The organism is Kribbella sp. VKM Ac-2566, assembly GCF_004366005.1.
In the GTDB taxonomy this organism is placed as follows: domain Bacteria; phylum Actinomycetota; class Actinomycetes; order Propionibacteriales; family Kribbellaceae; genus Kribbella; species Kribbella pratensis.
Window position 1 is genome coordinate 387,853 of the sequence record NZ_SODT01000013.1, and the last position, 16,526, is coordinate 404,378.

The following is a 16,526-nucleotide window of genomic DNA, read 5'->3' on the forward strand; positions in this document are numbered from 1 at the left end:
GCCATGGCCGACTTCTACGAACTGCTCGGAGTGGGTCGCGATGCGACGGCCGACGAGCTGCAACGGTCGTACCGGAAGCTGGCCCGGCAGTACCACCCGGACATCAACAAGGACCCCGGCGCGGAGGAGAAGTTCAAGCAGGTCTCCGAGGCGTACGACGTACTGTCGGACCCCGACCAGCGGAAACGGTACGACGCGTTCGGCGACGACTTCCGCAGGGTCCCGCCCGATGTCGACCCGGAGGCGTGGGCAAGAGCGCAACGCGCCGGAGCCGGTCGTGGTGCGCCCGGCGGGTGGTGGTCAGGCCAGGACGGCCCGGCGGCGACCGGCAGCCGGGGTGGCTGGAGCGGGTCTCCGGGCTGGGGCGACGGCGCCGGGGACGTGGACCTGGAGGACCTGCTCGGCGGCATGTTCGGGGGCCGCGGGCGGCGGCAGTGGGGACCGATCCCGGGCGCCGACCAGGAGGTCGAGCTCGAGCTCACCGTCCCCGAGGCCTACAACGGTGGGCAGCGGCGGCTGACGATCTCCGGCCCTGACGGCGAACGTACGGTCGAGGTTTCGATCCCGGCCGGGGTGATCGACGGTCAGCGGATCCGGCTGGCCGGTCAGGGCGGTCAGGGGAGTGGCGACGCGCCGGCGGGCGACCTGTACATGGTGGTCAGGCTGCTCCCGGACAAGCGGTACCGAGTCGAAGGCCGCGACATCTATGTCGACCTGCCGGTGTCCGCCTCCGAGGCCGCGCTCGGCGCGCGTGTCGCGCTCGAGACGCCAGGCGGCGAGGTGAAGCTCCGTGTCCCTGGCGGGACGTCGAGCGGGAAACGCCTGCGGTTGAAGGGCCGCGGCCTGCCGGCGAAACGGGCGCCCGGTGATCTGTACGCCGAGATCCGGATCGTGATGCCCGACAAGCTCTCCGACGAGGAACAGCACCTGTTCGAGCAGCTCGCCGCCGCCACGACCTTCGACCCGAGGAGGCAGCGATGAGTAACGCACTGGCCCGGCCGCTGCTGCTGGATCCGGAGGCGTTCGCGCGGCTGACCGGCGTCCATCCGCATCTGGTCGCGCGGTTCGTCGCCCTCGGACTGCTCGAACCCGCGCGGGACGTGTCCGGTCGACTCTGGTTCTCGTACGCCGATGTCGCGGCCGTGGCCCGCATCCAGCGGCTGCGGGCCGCGTTCTCGCTCAACTACGCCGCGGTCGGGCTGGTGATCGACCTGCTCGACCGGCTCGCCGCCCAGGAATCAGCACTTCGTGCCAAACATTCCGGAGGCCGATCATGGACATGAACCGCCTGACGCAGAAGTCGCAGGAAGCCTTGCACGACGCGCAGACCAAGGCGCTGCGTTTCGGGCACCAGCAGGTCGACGGCGAGCATCTGTTGCTGGCGCTGCTGGATCAGCCCGACGGACTGATTCCCCGGCTGCTCACGCAGTCCGGCACCGACCCGGACCGGCTGCGCGCTGATCTCGAGTCCGATCTCAGCCGGCGCCCCAAAGTGACGGGGCCCGGCGCCGAACCGGGACAGGTGTACGTCACGCAGCGCCTGTCGAAGGTGTTCGACACCGCCGAGCGCGAGGCGAAGCGGCTGAAGGACGAGTATGTCTCGGTCGAGCACCTGCTGATGGCGCTGCTCGACGAAGGCGCAGAGACGGCAGCGGGACGGCGGGCGCGCGAACAGGGCCTGACCCGGGAGAAGTTCCTGCAGGCGCTGACCGCAATTCGCGGGAACCAGCGCGTCACGTCGGCCATGCCGGAGGCGGCCTACGAGGCGTTGGAGAAGTATGGCCGCGAACTCGTCGCCGACGCCCGAACTGGGCGGCTCGATCCGGTGATCGGGCGTGATCAGGAGATCCGGCGGACGATCCAGATCCTGTCGCGGAAGACGAAGAACAACCCGGTCCTGATCGGTGAGCCGGGCGTCGGGAAGACCGCGATCGTGGAGGGGCTGGCGCAGCGGATCGCGAACGGCGACGTACCGGAGGGACTGAAGGATCGGGCGGTGTTTGCGCTCGATCTGGCGGCGCTGGTGGCGGGAGCGAAGTACCGCGGTGAGTTCGAGGAGCGGCTGAAGGCGGTGCTCAGCGAGGTCGCGGCGGCCGAGGGACGGATCTTGTTGTTCGTCGACGAGCTGCACACGGTGGTCGGCGCCGGCGCGACCGAGGGCGCGATGGATGCGGGCAACATGCTGAAGCCGATGCTTGCGCGCGGCGAACTGCACATGATCGGCGCGACCACGCTCGACGAGTACCGCAAGCACATCGAGCCGGACGCGGCGCTGGAGCGCCGGTTCCAGCCGGTGGTGGTCGACGAGCCGTCGGTCGAGGACGCGATCTCGATCCTGCGCGGCCTGCGGGAACGGCTCGAGGTCTTCCACGGCGTGAAGATCCAGGACGGTGCGCTGGTCGCCGCCGTCGTACTGAGTCATCGCTACATCACCGACCGGTTCCTGCCGGACAAGGCGATCGACCTGGTGGACGAGGCGTGCGCGATGCTGCGGACCGAGATCGACTCGATGCCGGCCGAACTCGACGAACTGACCCGCAAAGTCACTCGGCTGGAGATCGAGGACGCGGCGCTCTCCAAGGAAGAGGACGCGGCCAGTGAGTCCCGGCTGGAGGAACTGCGCAAGGAACTCGCCGACCTGCGCGCCGAGTCAGACGCGATGCGGGCACAGTGGGAATCCGAACGCCAGGTGGTGCACCGCACCCAGGACCTGCGCGGGCAGATCGAACAACTGCGCCACGACGCCGACCAGGCCGAACGCGAGTACGACCTCAACAAGGCGGCCGAACTCCGGCACGGCAAGTTGCCCGAGCTGGAACGGCGGCTGCTGGCCGAAGAGGACCAGCTCGCCACCAAACAGGGAGGCGGCCGACGGCTGCTGCGCGAGGTGGTCACCGACGAGGAGATCGCCTCGATCGTGTCCCGGTGGACGGGGATCCCGGTCACGCGGTTGCAGGAGGGCGAACGCGCGAAACTGCTGAGGCTGGACGAGATCCTGCACGAACGCGTGATCGGCCAGGACGAGGCCGTCAACGTCGTGGCCGACGCGATCATCCGGGCCCGGTCCGGGATCAAGGATCCGCGACGGCCGATCGGGTCGTTCATCTTCCTCGGGCCGACCGGCGTCGGGAAGACCGAGCTGGCCAAGGCGCTGGCGGCGGCGTTGTTCGACTCCGAGGACAACATCGTCCGGATCGACATGAGCGAATACCAGGAACGGCACACGGTCAGTCGGCTGGTCGGCGCGCCGCCCGGGTACGTCGGGTACGACGAAGGCGGTCAGCTGACCGAAGCGGTACGCCGTAAGCCGTACTCGGTCGTGTTGTTCGACGAGATCGAGAAGGCGCACCCGGATGTCTTCAACACGCTGCTGCAGGTGCTCGACGACGGACGGCTGACCGACGCGCAAGGACGGACGGTCGACTTCCGTAACACCGTGATCATCATGACGTCGAACATCGGGTCGTCGTACCTGCTCGACGGCGTCACGCCGGACGGCCAGATCAAGGAGGACGCCCGGGACGCCGTGATGGCCGATCTGCGGCATCATTTCCGGCCGGAGTTCCTGAACCGCGTCGACGACATCGTGCTGTTCACGCCGCTCACGCTGCCCGAGATCGAGCAAGTGGCCGAACTGATGCTCGGCGACCTGCGCACCAGGCTCGCCGACCAGCAGATGACCCTCGACGTCACCCACGACGCGCTGCGTTTCCTCGCCGAACAAGGCTTCGACCCGGTGTACGGCGCGCGCCCGCTGCGCCGCTTCATCGCCCGCGAGGTCGAGACCCGCGTCGGCCGAGCACTGCTCACCGGCGACGTCGTCGACGGAGCTGTCGTCAAGGTCTCGCTCGACGGCCAGAAACTCGTTGTCGACGTCCAGAACCCACCACAAGCCGCGGCTGAGTAACCCACAACGACAGGGAGCTTCCCCGTCCAGTACACGGCGATCGTCTGCGACGACCTGCGCCAAGTGGAACGGGTGACCGGACGTCTGAGGAAGGAGGGGCTATGACGGCGGAAGCCGACATCGTCAGTTGCCCGCACTGCGGCCAGAAGAACCGGGTGCAGGCGACCGGCGACGGGAAGCCGGTCTGCGGCAAGTGCGGCAAGCCGTTGCCCTGGGTCGTCAACGCCGGCGACCAGGACTTCGCGAAGGTTGTCGAGCAGTCCCGGATCCCGGTTCTGGTCGACGTCTGGGCACCGTGGTGCGGTCCGTGCCGAATGGTCAGCCCGGTGCTCGAACAACTCGCCACCGAGAAGGCCGGCGACATCAAGCTGGTGAAGATCAACGCCGACGATGCGCCGGAACTGTCGCGCCGGTTCGACATCCGTTCCATCCCGACCCTGATGGTGTTTCGGTCCGGGGAAGCGGTCGCCACCCAGATCGGTGCCACGCCGGCCGCCGTACTGCGTCCTTGGCTCGAGGATGCCCTGAGCAACTGATTCGTCCACTGACCCACCGGTCCGGCAGGCCGGCCAACAGAACCGCAGGAGCAGCACATGTTCAACCACCGACGCGATCTACAGTTTGCTTGCCGGCCCGACCGGCCTGATCTCCGGTACGCCGACCGCCTGGAACACGTTCTCGCCGATCAGTATCACGAGATCACGGTCGCCACCCACTACCTGAGCGGCTGGACCGCGCCGGTTCCCGGCCGCTACCGCGACACGCTCGTTCACCTCGGCGTGGATCAGGTCGCGATGGTCGAGATGCTCGCCACGATGATTGCGCGACTACTGGAAGGCGCACCCGCGGAAACCGTTGACCGGGTAATACGGGCGAACCCGATGGTCGCGGCCGTGATGGGCGGAACCGACCTGGAGAGCGTGCTCGTGTCAATGGCCGGTCGGCAGCCTGAGGAGCCGGCGAGTGCCGGTGCCTTGTCCAATCCGTGGCGTCAGGCGGGCACGACCGATCGGCAGAACCTGCTCGCCGACTTCCTTGCGAACGCCCATGCCGAGAGTGATCACCGTCCGGCCATTCGCGACTTGCGTGACGGTAGCGACGACCCGGACATCCGGCTGCTGCTGTCGTGTCTGCTCGCCCGCACCGACGAACACCGCCGGGAATGTGCCACGGCGGTGGCGGCCCTCACCGAGGAGCCGGAGGAGCGCGTCTATCCAGGGAAAGCTCGATCGCGCGACATCCAACCGAAGAAGACGGGAGCCGCAGATGACTGACGGTCAGTTGCAACGTGATGTCAACGACGCGATCTTCTACGACCCGAAAGTCGACAGCGTCGCGATCGTATCCGCCGTCGAGGGCGGTGTCGTGACGTTGCGCGGCACGGTCGGCAGCCTGCGCGAGAAGCTCGAGGCACAGAACGACGTACAGCATGTCGCCGGAGTCACCGGCGTACACAACGACCTGGTGGTGACTCCACTGGAGGCTGCATCACGAGACGATGCGGACCTGCGTGGCGCCGTACTGCAGGCCCTGGTTCTCAACGCCGGCGTGCCGTCGACGATCGACGCGAAGGTCGCTGACAGTTGGGTCACGTTGACCGGCACGGCGAGCTGGCAGCACCAGCGCGACGAGGCCGTGTCCGTGGTCAGCAAGATGGAGTCGGTGAAGGGCGTCACGAACGACGTTGAGCTTGTGATCACTGAACCCATCGCTCCCGACGTCAAGCAGTCGATCGTCGACGCTCTGCAGCGCAATGCGCGGGTCGATGCCAAGGGCATCACGGTCGAGATCGACGGGACGACGGTGGTGCTGGGCGGGACGGCGACCTCGTTGGCCGAACGCCTCGAAGCCGCCTCGGCCGCCTGGGCCTCCCCAGGAGTCACCGAGGTGATCAACAACATCGCGATCGTCAACTGATTCCGTGAAGACGCGGAGACCATGGTGAGAGGCGGCCTGCCGACGACGGCGGCTTCCCGGCTGTTCGTGTCGCTTGTCGCCGGGTGCGTCCTCGGAGCAGTTGTCGCGCTGATCTGGAACCTGCCCTTGGGAGTGCTGTCGGGCATCGCGGCGATCGCTGCGGCGTTCGTCGTCACCGGCGTACTCGTCTTGTGGCCGATGACATCGGACGCCACACACCGCTTCGTCGGCCGCGAGGACTTCCGGCCGGACGTCGAGGAGTTGGCCGTGGTGGCGGCGACACTCGGCGGCCTGACCGGCATCGCCCTACTACTTGTACTCGGTGACTCGCACAGCCAGAATTCTGCCGCCGCTATCGGCCTCGCCGGCGTCTTCATGAACTGGGCCGTCCTGCACATGATGTACGCCGCCCGCTACGCGCACCTCTACTACCGCCAGCCCGCCGGCGGCATCGACTTCAACGGCGACGAATCGCCTGCCTACCGTGACTTCTTCTACTTCAGCTACAACCTCGGCATGACCTACCAGGTCTCCGACACGAGCGTCTCCAGCTCAGACATCCGCTCAGTCGTACTACGGCATTGCCTACTCTCGTACGCCTTCGGAACTGTCATCCTCGCCGCGACCATCAACCTCGTCGCGGGCATCGTGACAAGGTAAGGCGCCCGTCAACCCCTGCACAACGATGTCGGGGACCTGCCGGACGTCGCCCGGCAACACCAGCCCGGAGTTGGAGCTGCTCGGTGCGATCCCTTGGACCCCGGCTGCGACGGAGCCCTGAAACACGCGAAAGGTTGCGGGTCGACGTCGAGTTCGGTCCCCCGCGACGTCGAACAGCGGTGGCGACGTTTGTTCATCTCGTCAGGAGCTCCTCCACCCGGTCAGGTGCGGCGGTGCCGACGTGGACAGTGTCACCGAGTTTCAGGATCACGTCGGCACATCGGTCGGCGGCATCGACGACCTGTTTGCTGCCGATGAACCGGATCATGGTCAGCGCCTCAGTGGCTTGCCGGAGCGGTCTGGATCGAGGCTGCCTGCTGCACTACGCGGAGCGTTGTCAGGGGAAGTACACGCGCCCTGGCTTGCTGTGTCCTTCGTCATGAGTTCCCGCGTTGCCATGGCGATGTCGCTGAGTCGGGTCCAGGAGTAAGCAGGTCAACGGCAACTTTCAGGTAGTGGTGCGGCACGACGACAGGCATGGCCTGGTAAAGCGGGGGTTACGGGTTCGAGTCCCCTCACCGGCGCTTGTGTGATCTCTCAGGAGATACCGGAGAGACCGGACCCTTATCGGGGGTCCGGTTTTCTGTTTTGGGTGGTCCTGGGGGTCGGCCGAGGGGGTTGGTAGTCGCGGGTGGGGACGAGGGTGAGCTCGCGGAGGAGTTCTCCGGTGGCGGCGTTGATGATGCGGATGTGGAGGTCGTCGACGAGCTTGACGACGGGGGTTTCGGCGTGTTCGGTGCCGATGGGGATGTGGTGGAGGCGGCCGGCGCGGCGCAGGGTGAGTTTGCCGGCGGGGTCTGAGATGTCGTGGAGCACGCGGTAGTGGGTGTCGGTGCTGCGGTCGGTGCCGGGGCTGGCTTTGGGGCGGGCCTGGAGGCAGCTTGGGTTCGAATGATCGTCGCAACGAGGGTGGTCGGTGCTCCGTGACAGTTCCGTGGGACGTCGGCAAGCATTGGGAACCGACGGCAAATGCCGAGTGGCAAAGCCGCAGGTCAGGGACGGATCGGTGCTTCGGGCTGGGCTGTTCTGGCGAGCACCGAGGAGATCTACACCTTCTTCGAAGGCACGTCCGACAGCCAGCGGTTGGTGATCGCCCGTGCGATCTCAGGCATGCGTATCCGGTGGGTGTTCGCGCGGGCAGGGCGTGGTTTGAGGTTGGTTCGCAACTGCCGGTCGTGAGTTGGACTTTGTCGCGGGTGAGGTGCTGGGGTGAGTCGGCGTCGGCTGGCCTATCAGGGGTGGCGATGCGCGAACGCAGCTGGAGGTTTGACTTGGTGTCGGTGTTCGCGGTGGGCTTCTTCGCATAGCCGCTTGGTGCGGTCAGTGGCGTACGCGGTAGCGGAGGTGGAGTACTCGGTTGCCCTGGATCACCATGTCGGGGTTCTCCAGTACGTGCTGTGCGTTGACTGGGCCGAAGTAGGGTTTGCCGGAGCCGAGGACTACGGGTACTACGTCCATGCGGACCTCGTCGATAAGACCTGCGGCGAGCATTTGGCCGCCGACGTTGCCGGCGGCGACCTCGACTGTGCGGTCGCCTGCGAGCTCCTGTGCCTTGGCCATGGCTGCTTCGACGCCGTTGACGAAGTGGAACGGCGCCTCGGGGTTCCAGCCCTCGGGTGCCGGTCGGTGTGTCACGACGACTACGTGGTCGATCCCGCTTGGAGGTTTGCCGTCCCAGCCGTCCGTCAGGTCGAAGACGTGGCGGCCGGCGATTGTCACCCCGATCTGGTCCCAGTACGCCCGGGTGTAGTCGTAGGACGCCTGCGACACCTTGAGTACGCCGCTCTCGTCCAACGGGATGTCACCGCCGGTCAACCAGTCGAACAGCGGTCCGGGCTGGTCATTGTCGTCCGCGACGAAGCCGTCCACCGACACCGAGCTGTACATGACCACCTTGCCCACGGGACTCTCCTCTGCTTCGGGGTGTCCCCAAATTAGCGTGTCGTGAGCTTGTGGTTCTTGTAAGAAATCAATCGGCCGGCAGTGGCCAGCCTTCGAACACGTGGCCGGGATGTTCGCGCAGGAACCGCTGCCGGACTTCGACGTACCGGGTCGGTGTGAGCCCGGTGAACTCCCGGAACTCGTGGCCGAAGTGGGCCTGGTCGAAGTAGCCCGCGCGACCGGCGAGGTCGCCCCAGTCGATCGGTCCGGCGGGGTCGATCGTGAACACGGCGGCGGCGAAGCGGTAGGTGCGGGCCAGCCGCTTCGGCGTGACGCCGATGAGCTCCTTGAACCGCTGCGTCAGATGAGTGCTGCTGACACCGGCTGCCACGCTGAGGTCGCCGATCGCCACAGCCCCGCTGGTCGCCGCGATGACACTGCTCGTACGGCGGACCAGACCCAGGCCGGCGGTCTCGCGCAGCCGTCGCATGAGCTCGTCCTCGAGGAGGGTTAGCATCTCGTGCGGTCCGTTCGCCGTGGCCAGCCTGTCCTGCAGCTCAGCAATGGCGGGTCGGCCCCAAACCTGCTCGATCGTCACCGGCCGGTCACACAGCTCGGCAGCGGGCATCGGCAGGAACGGCGCCAGCCCCCATGGCTTGATGTGCACGCCGACGGAACGGGTCGGGAGTGGGTAGCCGAACTCCAACGCGCGGGTGGGCATGGTGACCACGCAGCCGTCGGCGTACTCGGTCGTCTCGATGTCGGTGCCGGCGCGGATGCGGAACGGCGCCCCGAGGTTGACGATGAGCAACGCTGCCGGCATCGGCGGCAGGGTCAGGCGGGCGTACGGCGGCGCTCCCTCCAGGTAGTAGAGGTCGTCGATCAGCCCGTCCAGCGGCGGTCGCGGCACTCTGGACACGTACTCCATGCCCACAGCATCGCCGACGACCCGCCGGCATCGCGTGCCGGGCTGGTCCAGCCGCGCCGCCGACCTCGAGCCGGCGCCGATCCCGGCCGCAGACATTTGCGTGGGTTACTCATCTTCGCAGCGGATGCCGTGGCTTCTGAGGAATGTGCGGATCTGGGTGGAGTGGAGCTGGAGGTGGACGACGCCCTGAACGAGGACGGCCGCTAGCGACGTTCCGCCGTTTCGGTGCGGCTCGGCGAGGTGCGCGGCGGCCTGATCGTCGGTTAGGTCTGCGAAGAGCGTGTCGACCTTCCGCCGACAGTGGTCGATGTAGGCGAACACTTGGTCGCGAGAGTACGTCGGCGGGACAACGTAGCCGTCCTCGTCGCCGCGCGAGAACGGGGCTGGCGGTGCCCAATCAGTCTCGGTGGTGGACAGGTCGAGGTCGGTGAACCAGAGCGCGTGGGAGGCGGTTCGCCACACGGCAGAGGAGGCCTGGAGCTTGTGCGCGCGGACCGCTGGGTCATCGAACGGTTGCCCGTCACGATCGGTCGGAGGCCACGCCCACTGGTCGGTCTTCTTTACCTCGTAGATGCTTGCCTCCCAGAGGGCATCTGGACAACCGCGCAGGACGATCGCCAGGTCATCGAGGGTTGACCTGTACTGTGCCGCGACCACAGAGCACCAAGCCGTAGCCGTCCCTGACCCCTCCGTCGTGTCCGCTGTCCCGGGGCTGGCCATCCTGGTCTCCCTTGCGCCGTCGTCCTGGGTCCGAACTCGTCGGCGACGCTACAGCAGGCATCGGACAGACTTGTGCCCTGCTTCTGGAGGTCCGGCCCCGGATGCTCGCCGGCAGCCGATTGCTCGCCGCAGGCGCACTCTTCCTGATTGGCCTGTGACGGCGGCGTTGCCTGGTCAACAGTCACTGGACCATGGGATACGCCAGTTAGGCAGTTGGCTTTGGTGATCCGGGGTTGGATCTGGAGCGCTTCTAGGCGGTGTGGATGTGGCGGCGTCGGTAGAGCCACATGGCGGCGAGGGCGATGCCGGCTCCGCCGAGGGCTGATGCGCCGGCTTGGAATGCTTCGGCTGCGTTGTCGTCCGAGACGATGGTGGTGGTGGCGGCGGGCTGGGCCGGGACCGCGTAGGTCGACGGGTTGGGATCGTGCGGTGCGACCGCGGCGGGAGCGGGGTACGGCAGGTCCTTGGCGTTCGACTCCGCCGATGTGAACGCGAGCGCGGCGACGGCGAGGACGGGTGCGGTGACGATGATGCGCTTGTGGTTCATGGTTTCTCCTTGTGGAGAGGTTGGTGGTTCGACCACCGTCCGTCGGCGGGAGTGTTCAGCACATCGGGCATCCGCGCGCGGGTCGCCGCGGTGTTTCCTTAGACGGCCGTTGCCGATGCCTTACCGGCCCCTCTGTTCGGGCGCATGATGGGGGAGTGGGTGGGGCGATGATCGGGCGCGAGAGGGAGCTCGCGCTGCTGGGGGAGCTGACGGCTGGACTGTCTGGAGTGTCGGCCGTCGCGATCGTGCGCGGTGACGCGGGGATCGGGAAGACGACACTGGTGCGTGCCGCCGTGGCGGATGCTGCTTCCGCCGGGCTGAGGATCCTGAGCGGTGCCTGCGCGCCACTGTCCGGTGCTGTCGCGTACGGCGGACTCGACGCGGCGCTCGGGGTGGGCCGGGATACCGACGGCGAGGTGTTCACGTCGGTCGCGGCGGGTCGAGCGTGGGCCGTCGAGTCGATGATGCGCACAGTGGGCGAGATCGCCGAAGGCGGCGCGGTACTCGTCGTCGAGGACGTGCACTGGGCGGATACGTCGACCCTGGATTTCCTGGCGCACCTGAGCCGCAACCTCCCCCCGAAGGGTCTGCTGGTCCTGCTGACCTGGCGGGACGAGGACCCTGACCCCGAGCACATGCGTTGGCTCGGAGAACAGTTACGCCTTCTGTCGGTCACCGACGTACACCTCCGCCCGCTGACTCTCGAGGAGACCGTTCGTCAACTTCCGGAGTGTTCCGCTGAGGTCGTGGCCGCGGTGTACGCGCGCAGCGCCGGCAACCCTTATCTCAACGCCGAGCTGGCCGGCAGTGGTGCCGAACCGTCGGAGTCGCTGCGCCAGGTACTGGTATCGAGGCTGGATGCCGTCGGGTTGCCCGCACGCATGGTGGTCGCTGCCGCCGCGACCCTTGGCCGAGGTTTGACCGACGATGAGTTGCTCGCCGCGGCCTCCGGTGACGCGGACGCTGTCTGGGAGGCGTGCGCGGCAGGCCTCGTGGTACGGGAGCCCGGACGTGGATCGATGGCCCGTCACCCCGTGCTGGCCGAGGTCGCCTACGAGGGGTTGTTGTCACGTGATCGGCGACAGCTGCACAGCAGGCTGGCGAGGTGCTTGGAAGCGGCTCTGCCCGGCCGGCCGAGCGCGGTCGCAGTCGCGGAAGTCGCTGAGCAGTATCACCGCGCTGAAGACCCCGACCGCGGGCTTGTCTGGTCGGTGCGGGCTGCCATGGCGGCCGAGCAGGGGTATGCGATCGCCGAAGCGGGTCACTGGTACGCCGTGGCCGCGTCCTTGTGGGGCACGGTCCGCGAGGTGCCGGCCGGCGTACCCGAGAAATTGCCCTTGCTCGTCTCCGCGGCGACGCACCTGGGATCTGTTGGTCAGACGGCCTCGGCTACGGCACTGCTGGAAGGCGATCTGACAGCCATGTCCACTACGCGCGAGGACGTGTTGCGCGCTGCGTTGACACGCTGCTGGCTTGGGACCACCGTGGGGGATACCGAGCAGGCACTGCGCGACGTCGAGCTCGCTCAGCGGTTGGCGTCCGTCGACGACGAGCCGACGTGGGCCAGGATCTGCGCTTGCGAGGCGATGGCGCTCGGCACCTGCTCACGGTGGGACGAGGCGGAGGCGCCGGCGCGGGTCGCGCTCGACCTCGGAACGAAGTACTCGGACATCCGCACGGTCGGGAAGGCTCACGCGCTGCTCGGCATGAGGGCGAGTCTCCAGGGCCTGCTCTCCCAAGCCCTCGGACACGACCAGACGGCACTGGCGATCGCGCACAAGCTGGCCGAACCCGAGGATCTCGCGATGGCCGGGATCGGCCTGACCGATGTCTACCTGCGGCTGGGTGACCCGGACCGGGCCATCCAGGTCGCCGGCTTCGTCGGGCAGCGTGTGCGCCGGCTGATGCTGGGCCGGCACTGGCTGGAAGACCTCATGGACGGCAACGTTGTCCAGGCGCTCTACGAGTCCGGGCGGTGGGACGAGGCTGTTGCCTGGATGCCCGAGTCGTCTGCACCGTCCGACCTCGGCTTCTTCCAGGTGATGGCGGTCCACGTACACCTTGCCCGCGGTGACATCGCGGCGGCGGAGCAGTCGCTGCTGCAGGCGGCATCCCTGTGTGAACGTGATCAACCACTGTTCGTTGGGTGGTACGGCGAAGCTCGAACACGCCTGCTGTTGCAGACCGGCCATGCGGAGGAGGCGCTCGAACTGGCGTTGTCAGTGGCCGGCACGGTGCACGCAAGCGCGGACAAGGATGTGGAGGTCGAGCTCCTGCTCACCGGTCTCGAGGCGGCCGCGGCCGTCGGTGCGCCGGATCGCCTCGAGCAGTTGGTGTCGCGACTCGGCGGCGTCACCAAGAGCAGGACCCGAGCGGCCGTGTCCGCCGTGATCGATGGCGAGCGATCGCGCGCCGTCGGCGGCTTCGACCCTGATCCGTGGCTGATCGCGGCGCGGGAATGGTCCGCGCTCGGGCGGCCATACGAGGAGGCGCAGGCACTCCTTCGCGCCGCCGAGGCGGTCCTCGCCGGCCGACCCGGCGCCGCTGCCCGGCGTACAGCCGCCGAACAACTCAGCGCGGCGCGGCACCTTGCCGAACGCCTCCGCGCGGCTCCGCTGCTCGGGCAGATCGGCAAACTCGCCCGACTCGCCCGCATCGACACGGGACGAGACACCACGGCCGACGATCAGGCGGAGCCGGTGCCGGGCCCGGCGGGTCAGCCCGCGCTGACAGACCGTGAGCGGCAGGTTCTGGGACTGCTGGCCGATGGGCTCACCAATCGTGAGATCGGCAGGGCCCTCTACATGAGCCCCAAGACCGCAAGCGTCCACGTGACCCACATCCTGGACAAGCTCGGGGTACAGACCAGGGTGCAAGCAGCGGCCATCGCTGCGCGCCTCGGTCTGGACCAACCACCGCCGATGTGACGGTGTACGTCGAGTTCGCAGCCCGGCCAACGCCAGGCCGCTCGGACGTCCGACCTCGGCTCTACCACCACGTTGCGGCGCATGAGGATTGTTGTGCCCTCAGGGCCGCGGATCAGTGTCAGGCCATGGCCGGAGCGCGACCAGTGCGATGTCGTCGGCGACGTCGCCGCTCTCGGGGAGTACCGACAGGACGTGGTCGCAGAGAGCCTCGAGGTCAGCCTGGCTGCCGGACGCTTCGGCGAGCAGCCGATCGAGTCCGTCCTGAATCGACAGAGTGCGCTCCTCGACAAGCCCGTCGGTGTACAGCAGCAGAGTGGATCCAGGCCGCACAGCCTGGGTTGCCTCGGCATAGTCCCATTGCGCGAGTACGCCGAGCGGCGGGGCGAGTCCACCCTCGAGGTACCGCGTGTCTCCGCCGTCGATCAGGAGGGCGGGCGGATGTCCGGCGTTCGTGAACCGTATCGTGCCGGCGTCCGGGTCATACAGGACATAGAGCAAGGTCACCATCTCGGCCATTGGCAGCTGATGGACCAGCTCGTGCACTCCGTTCATCACCGCTACTGGTGATGGATCGTGTACGGCGTACGCCCGGACCGCCGTCCTCAGCTGTGCCATGGCGGCCGCGGCTTGCAGGCCGTGCCCGGCAACATCGCCGATGACAAGACCGACCAGGCCTCCGCGGAGGGGGATCACGTCGTACCAGTCGCCGCCGACATGCAGGTCCGCGGTCGCTGGGACGTAGCGGGCGGCCACGGTCACGCCAGGGATGTCCGGCATCCGGTCCGGGAGCAGGCTGCGTTGCAGCGTTTCCGCGATCTGGTGCTCGCGCCGGGTCCGCGCCTCTTCCAGGGTCAACTGCTGTTCGGTCTCGTACCGCTGGTGAATCTCGCGGCGCAGCCGGTCGTTGGTTGCCGTCAGCTGCGCAGTGCGAGTCTTGACGCGCTCCTCCAGGTCCGCCGCTGCTGACATCAGCGCGCGAGCAAATCGCATCCGCTCGGTCACGAGAGCGGCGAGGAAGAACGACGTCAGCGCGACGGTGGCGTTGAACGCCTGAAGGGTCAGCATCTTCCCCAGCAGCGACGTACCCGCGAAGGGACCGAATCCGTGTGTCGCCGACCAGGTTGCGATCAGTGAGGCTGTCAGCGCGGCTGGTGCGGCTCCGCGCAACTGGAGACGCCACGAGGCCCAGCCCAGGGACGGCAGCACCAGGAACAACAATGACAGGCCCGAGGACGCAGTCCACAACGCAAGCACAGTAGTCAGCACGAGGATTGCCGCGGCCTCGAGCCAGCGCGCGGCGGGCCACGGCTCGAGCTCCCAGAACAAAGGGATGCACAAAAGGAACGGCGCGACGGCGAGCACTCCCATCGCGTCGCCGGTCCACCAGACCGCCCACGCACCGGCGAGCTGATCGATGCTGATTGCGTTCGAGGCTACGAGCGTGGTGGCGCCGATGGTCGCGCTGATCGTCATGCTTGCGAGCGCACCGAGGAAGACGATCGCCAACGCATCACGCCGGCTGTCCAGGTGACGCCGGAAGCCGACGCGCTCGAGGACGATCGCCGCGACGAGTGGTGCAAGGGTGTTGCCCACGGCGGTGAACAGCGCGGGCAACGGACCGGCGCTGATCGGCAGATTGACGGCCAGAGCTGCCAGCGCGACCGCCGGCCACATCGACCTACCCAGAACGAGGAACGCAGCGAGCGCGATGCCGCTGGGCGGCCACAGCGGGGTGACGTTTCGCTCGACCAGCGACAGACTCAGGCCCAGACGCGCACCGAGATAGTAGGCCGCTCCGACCAGAACGATGGCCGCGGCGGTGCGGCGCAGTTCCGCCGGTAGGCGCAGCCTGCGCGGACTCATGGTCCAAGAAACTCGCGCGCGCCCGGACATGGCTCTTCTACGGAGTCACTGTCCGCGGCAGCTTCACCCTGTCCAACTCTCCGGCCGGGGCCCAGCGCCTCGTTGCCTTAGCTCATGGGACGCTGGAAACCGGTCCACGTCAAGCCATCGTGCGTCGGTGGATCAAGGGGGCACTGGCAGTACCTGGAACGGCAGTGACTCCCTGGCCGCGGCGTGCGGCCCTACGGTGGCGGCATGAACGTCCCGACGATCAAGTTGAACAACGGTGTGGAGATGCCGGCCATCGGGTTCGGTGTGTTCCAGACGCCGCCCGACGAGACGATCGCGGCTGTCGAGACCGCGCTGGAGGTCGGGTATCGGCACGTGGACACGGCGGCGGCGTACGGCAACGAGCGTGAGGTCGGCGAGGCGATCCGGCGCTCGGGCCTGGACGACGTGTTCGTGGAAACGAAGATCTGGGTTGTCGACTACGGGTACGACGAGACTCTGCACGCGTTCGACAAGAGCGCCGGGAAGCTCGGCGTCGAGCAGATCGACCTGCTGATCCTGCACCAGGCGGTTCCGGGTGACTTCGAGCGCACCATCGGCGCCTATCAGGCCCTGGAGAAGTTGCTTGCCGACGGCAAGGTCCGGGCCATCGGCGTGTCGAACTTCATGCCGCCGCACCTGGACCGGCTGCTGGCCGAGACGGAGATCGTGCCGGCTGTGAACCAGCTCGAGATCCACCCGTACTTCCAGCAGCCCGAGCTGCTTGCCTACGACAACGAGCGGGGCATCCTGAACCAGGCATGGTCGCCGATCGGCGGGATCACCTTCTACCGGGGCGGCTCGAAGGGGTCGACGCAGGAGGATCCAACGATCCTGGAGATCGCCGCGGCGCACCGACGTACGCCTGCGCAGGTGATGTTGCGCTGGCACCTGCAGGAAGGGCGGCAGCCGATTCCGAAGTCGGTCACCCCGTCCCGGATCGCGGAGAACATCGCCGTCTTCGACTTCGAGCTGACCGGCGAGCAGCTCGCCGCGATCGACGCCCTCGAGACGGGAATCCGCGGCGGTCCGGCGCCGGAGACCATCACGCGAGGGTTCGGCAGTATCGAAATCCCCGAGGCCTGAGGA

At 67.5% G+C, this 16,526-nt stretch carries 15 protein-coding genes; 9 read left to right on the plus strand and 6 right to left on the minus strand.

Annotated features, from left to right (window positions below; all coding sequences use genetic code 11):
• Positions 1-3 precede the first annotated feature (3 nt).
• The 7 genes from EV647_RS32595 (at position 4) to EV647_RS32625 (ending at position 6,484) form a co-directional block, all read left to right on the plus strand.
• Entirely contained in the window at positions 4-981 is a 978-nt protein-coding gene (locus EV647_RS32595) for a DnaJ C-terminal domain-containing protein (RefSeq protein WP_134009823.1), read from the plus strand.
• On the plus strand, positions 978-1,283 hold the full coding sequence (locus tag EV647_RS32600) for a chaperone modulator CbpM (RefSeq protein WP_134009825.1): 306 nt from the start codon (positions 978-980) through the stop codon (positions 1,281-1,283). The genes EV647_RS32595 and EV647_RS32600 overlap by 4 nt, the downstream gene beginning before the upstream one ends.
• Positions 1,274-3,907 carry an ATP-dependent chaperone ClpB gene (gene clpB / locus EV647_RS32605; protein ID WP_134009827.1) on the plus strand — a complete coding sequence of 878 codons (2,634 nt, stop codon included), beginning with the start codon at positions 1,274-1,276 and terminating at the stop codon, positions 3,905-3,907. Before EV647_RS32600 ends, clpB begins: the two co-directional genes overlap by 10 nt.
• 101 nt (positions 3,908-4,008) lie before the next feature.
• A complete protein-coding gene (gene trxC / locus EV647_RS32610) occupies positions 4,009-4,443 on the plus strand; it encodes a thioredoxin TrxC (RefSeq protein ID WP_134009829.1) in 435 nt (144 codons plus the stop codon).
• 57 nt (positions 4,444-4,500) lie between these two features.
• Entirely contained in the window at positions 4,501-5,181 is a 681-nt protein-coding gene (locus EV647_RS32615) for a manganese catalase family protein (RefSeq protein ID WP_134009831.1), read from the plus strand.
• A complete protein-coding gene (locus EV647_RS32620) occupies positions 5,174-5,824 on the plus strand; it encodes a BON domain-containing protein (RefSeq protein WP_134009833.1) in 651 nt (216 codons plus the stop codon). The genes EV647_RS32615 and EV647_RS32620 overlap by 8 nt, the downstream gene beginning before the upstream one ends.
• Positions 5,825-5,845: 21 nt before the next feature.
• Positions 5,846-6,484, plus strand: coding sequence for a DUF1345 domain-containing protein (locus EV647_RS32625; protein ID WP_202876376.1), 639 nt, complete (start codon positions 5,846-5,848; stop codon positions 6,482-6,484).
• A gap of 193 nt (positions 6,485-6,677) precedes the next feature.
• On the opposite strand, the gene EV647_RS43440 is transcribed toward EV647_RS32625, so the two are convergent.
• The 5 genes from EV647_RS43440 to EV647_RS32655 form a co-directional block, all read right to left on the minus strand.
• Complete coding sequence (locus EV647_RS43440) at positions 6,678-6,812, minus strand: hypothetical protein (protein ID WP_255517728.1); 135 nt, start codon at positions 6,810-6,812, stop codon at positions 6,678-6,680.
• Between the two features lie 1,052 nt (positions 6,813-7,864).
• Positions 7,865-8,446, minus strand: a complete 582-nt coding sequence (locus tag EV647_RS32640; protein ID WP_134009841.1) for a dihydrofolate reductase family protein — start codon at positions 8,444-8,446, stop codon at positions 7,865-7,867.
• A gap of 67 nt (positions 8,447-8,513) precedes the next feature.
• A complete protein-coding gene (locus tag EV647_RS32645; protein WP_238177501.1) occupies positions 8,514-9,449 on the minus strand; it encodes a helix-turn-helix domain-containing protein in 936 nt (311 codons plus the stop codon).
• 9 nt (positions 9,450-9,458) lie between these two features.
• The gene (locus EV647_RS32650) at positions 9,459-10,073 is read right to left on the minus strand and encodes a DinB family protein (RefSeq protein WP_134009843.1); all 615 of its coding nucleotides are present in this window, start codon (positions 10,071-10,073) and stop codon (positions 9,459-9,461) included.
• A 250-nt stretch (positions 10,074-10,323) separates the two neighbouring features.
• Complete coding sequence (locus EV647_RS32655) at positions 10,324-10,620, minus strand: hypothetical protein (RefSeq protein WP_134009845.1); 297 nt, start codon at positions 10,618-10,620, stop codon at positions 10,324-10,326.
• A 167-nt stretch (positions 10,621-10,787) separates the two neighbouring features.
• Between EV647_RS32655 and EV647_RS43545 the strand changes: the two genes are divergently transcribed.
• On the plus strand, positions 10,788-13,547 hold the full coding sequence (locus EV647_RS43545) for a helix-turn-helix transcriptional regulator (protein WP_134009847.1): 2,760 nt from the start codon (positions 10,788-10,790) through the stop codon (positions 13,545-13,547).
• Between the two features lie 99 nt (positions 13,548-13,646).
• On the opposite strand, the gene EV647_RS32665 is transcribed toward EV647_RS43545, so the two are convergent.
• Positions 13,647-15,410 (minus strand): PP2C family protein-serine/threonine phosphatase, encoded by a 1,764-nt coding sequence (locus EV647_RS32665; protein WP_202876377.1) that lies wholly within the window; start codon positions 15,408-15,410, stop codon positions 13,647-13,649.
• Positions 15,411-15,644: 234 nt separating this feature from the next.
• Between EV647_RS32665 and EV647_RS32670 the strand changes: the two genes are divergently transcribed.
• Positions 15,645-16,523, plus strand: coding sequence for an aldo/keto reductase (locus tag EV647_RS32670; RefSeq protein ID WP_134009851.1), 879 nt, complete (start codon positions 15,645-15,647; stop codon positions 16,521-16,523).
• Positions 16,524-16,526 lie beyond the last annotated feature (3 nt).

What these genes read in the sequence shown, in the direction of transcription:
- EV647_RS32595 (WP_134009823.1), top strand. Translation starts at nt 4, where the DNA reads ATGGCCGACTTCTACGAACTGCTCGGAGTGGGTCGCGATGCGACGGCC.
- EV647_RS32600 (WP_134009825.1), top strand. Translation starts at nt 978, where the DNA reads ATGAGTAACGCACTGGCCCGGCCGCTGCTGCTGGATCCGGAGGCGTTC.
- clpB (WP_134009827.1), top strand. Translation starts at nt 1,274, where the DNA reads ATGGACATGAACCGCCTGACGCAGAAGTCGCAGGAAGCCTTGCACGAC.
- trxC (WP_134009829.1), top strand. Translation starts at nt 4,009, where the DNA reads ATGACGGCGGAAGCCGACATCGTCAGTTGCCCGCACTGCGGCCAGAAG.
- EV647_RS32615 (WP_134009831.1), top strand. Translation starts at nt 4,501, where the DNA reads ATGTTCAACCACCGACGCGATCTACAGTTTGCTTGCCGGCCCGACCGG.
- EV647_RS32620 (WP_134009833.1), top strand. Translation starts at nt 5,174, where the DNA reads ATGACTGACGGTCAGTTGCAACGTGATGTCAACGACGCGATCTTCTAC.
- EV647_RS32625 (WP_202876376.1), top strand. Translation starts at nt 5,846, where the DNA reads ATGGTGAGAGGCGGCCTGCCGACGACGGCGGCTTCCCGGCTGTTCGTG.
- EV647_RS43440 (WP_255517728.1), bottom strand. Translation starts at nt 6,812, where the DNA reads ATGATCCGGTTCATCGGCAGCAAACAGGTCGTCGATGCCGCCGACCGA.
- EV647_RS32645 (WP_238177501.1), bottom strand. Translation starts at nt 9,449, where the DNA reads ATGTCTGCGGCCGGGATCGGCGCCGGCTCGAGGTCGGCGGCGCGGCTG.
- EV647_RS32650 (WP_134009843.1), bottom strand. Translation starts at nt 10,073, where the DNA reads ATGGCCAGCCCCGGGACAGCGGACACGACGGAGGGGTCAGGGACGGCT.
- EV647_RS32655 (WP_134009845.1), bottom strand. Translation starts at nt 10,620, where the DNA reads ATGAACCACAAGCGCATCATCGTCACCGCACCCGTCCTCGCCGTCGCC.
- EV647_RS43545 (WP_134009847.1), top strand. Translation starts at nt 10,788, where the DNA reads ATGATCGGGCGCGAGAGGGAGCTCGCGCTGCTGGGGGAGCTGACGGCT.
- EV647_RS32665 (WP_202876377.1), bottom strand. Translation starts at nt 15,410, where the DNA reads ATGAGTCCGCGCAGGCTGCGCCTACCGGCGGAACTGCGCCGCACCGCC.
- EV647_RS32670 (WP_134009851.1), top strand. Translation starts at nt 15,645, where the DNA reads ATGAACGTCCCGACGATCAAGTTGAACAACGGTGTGGAGATGCCGGCC.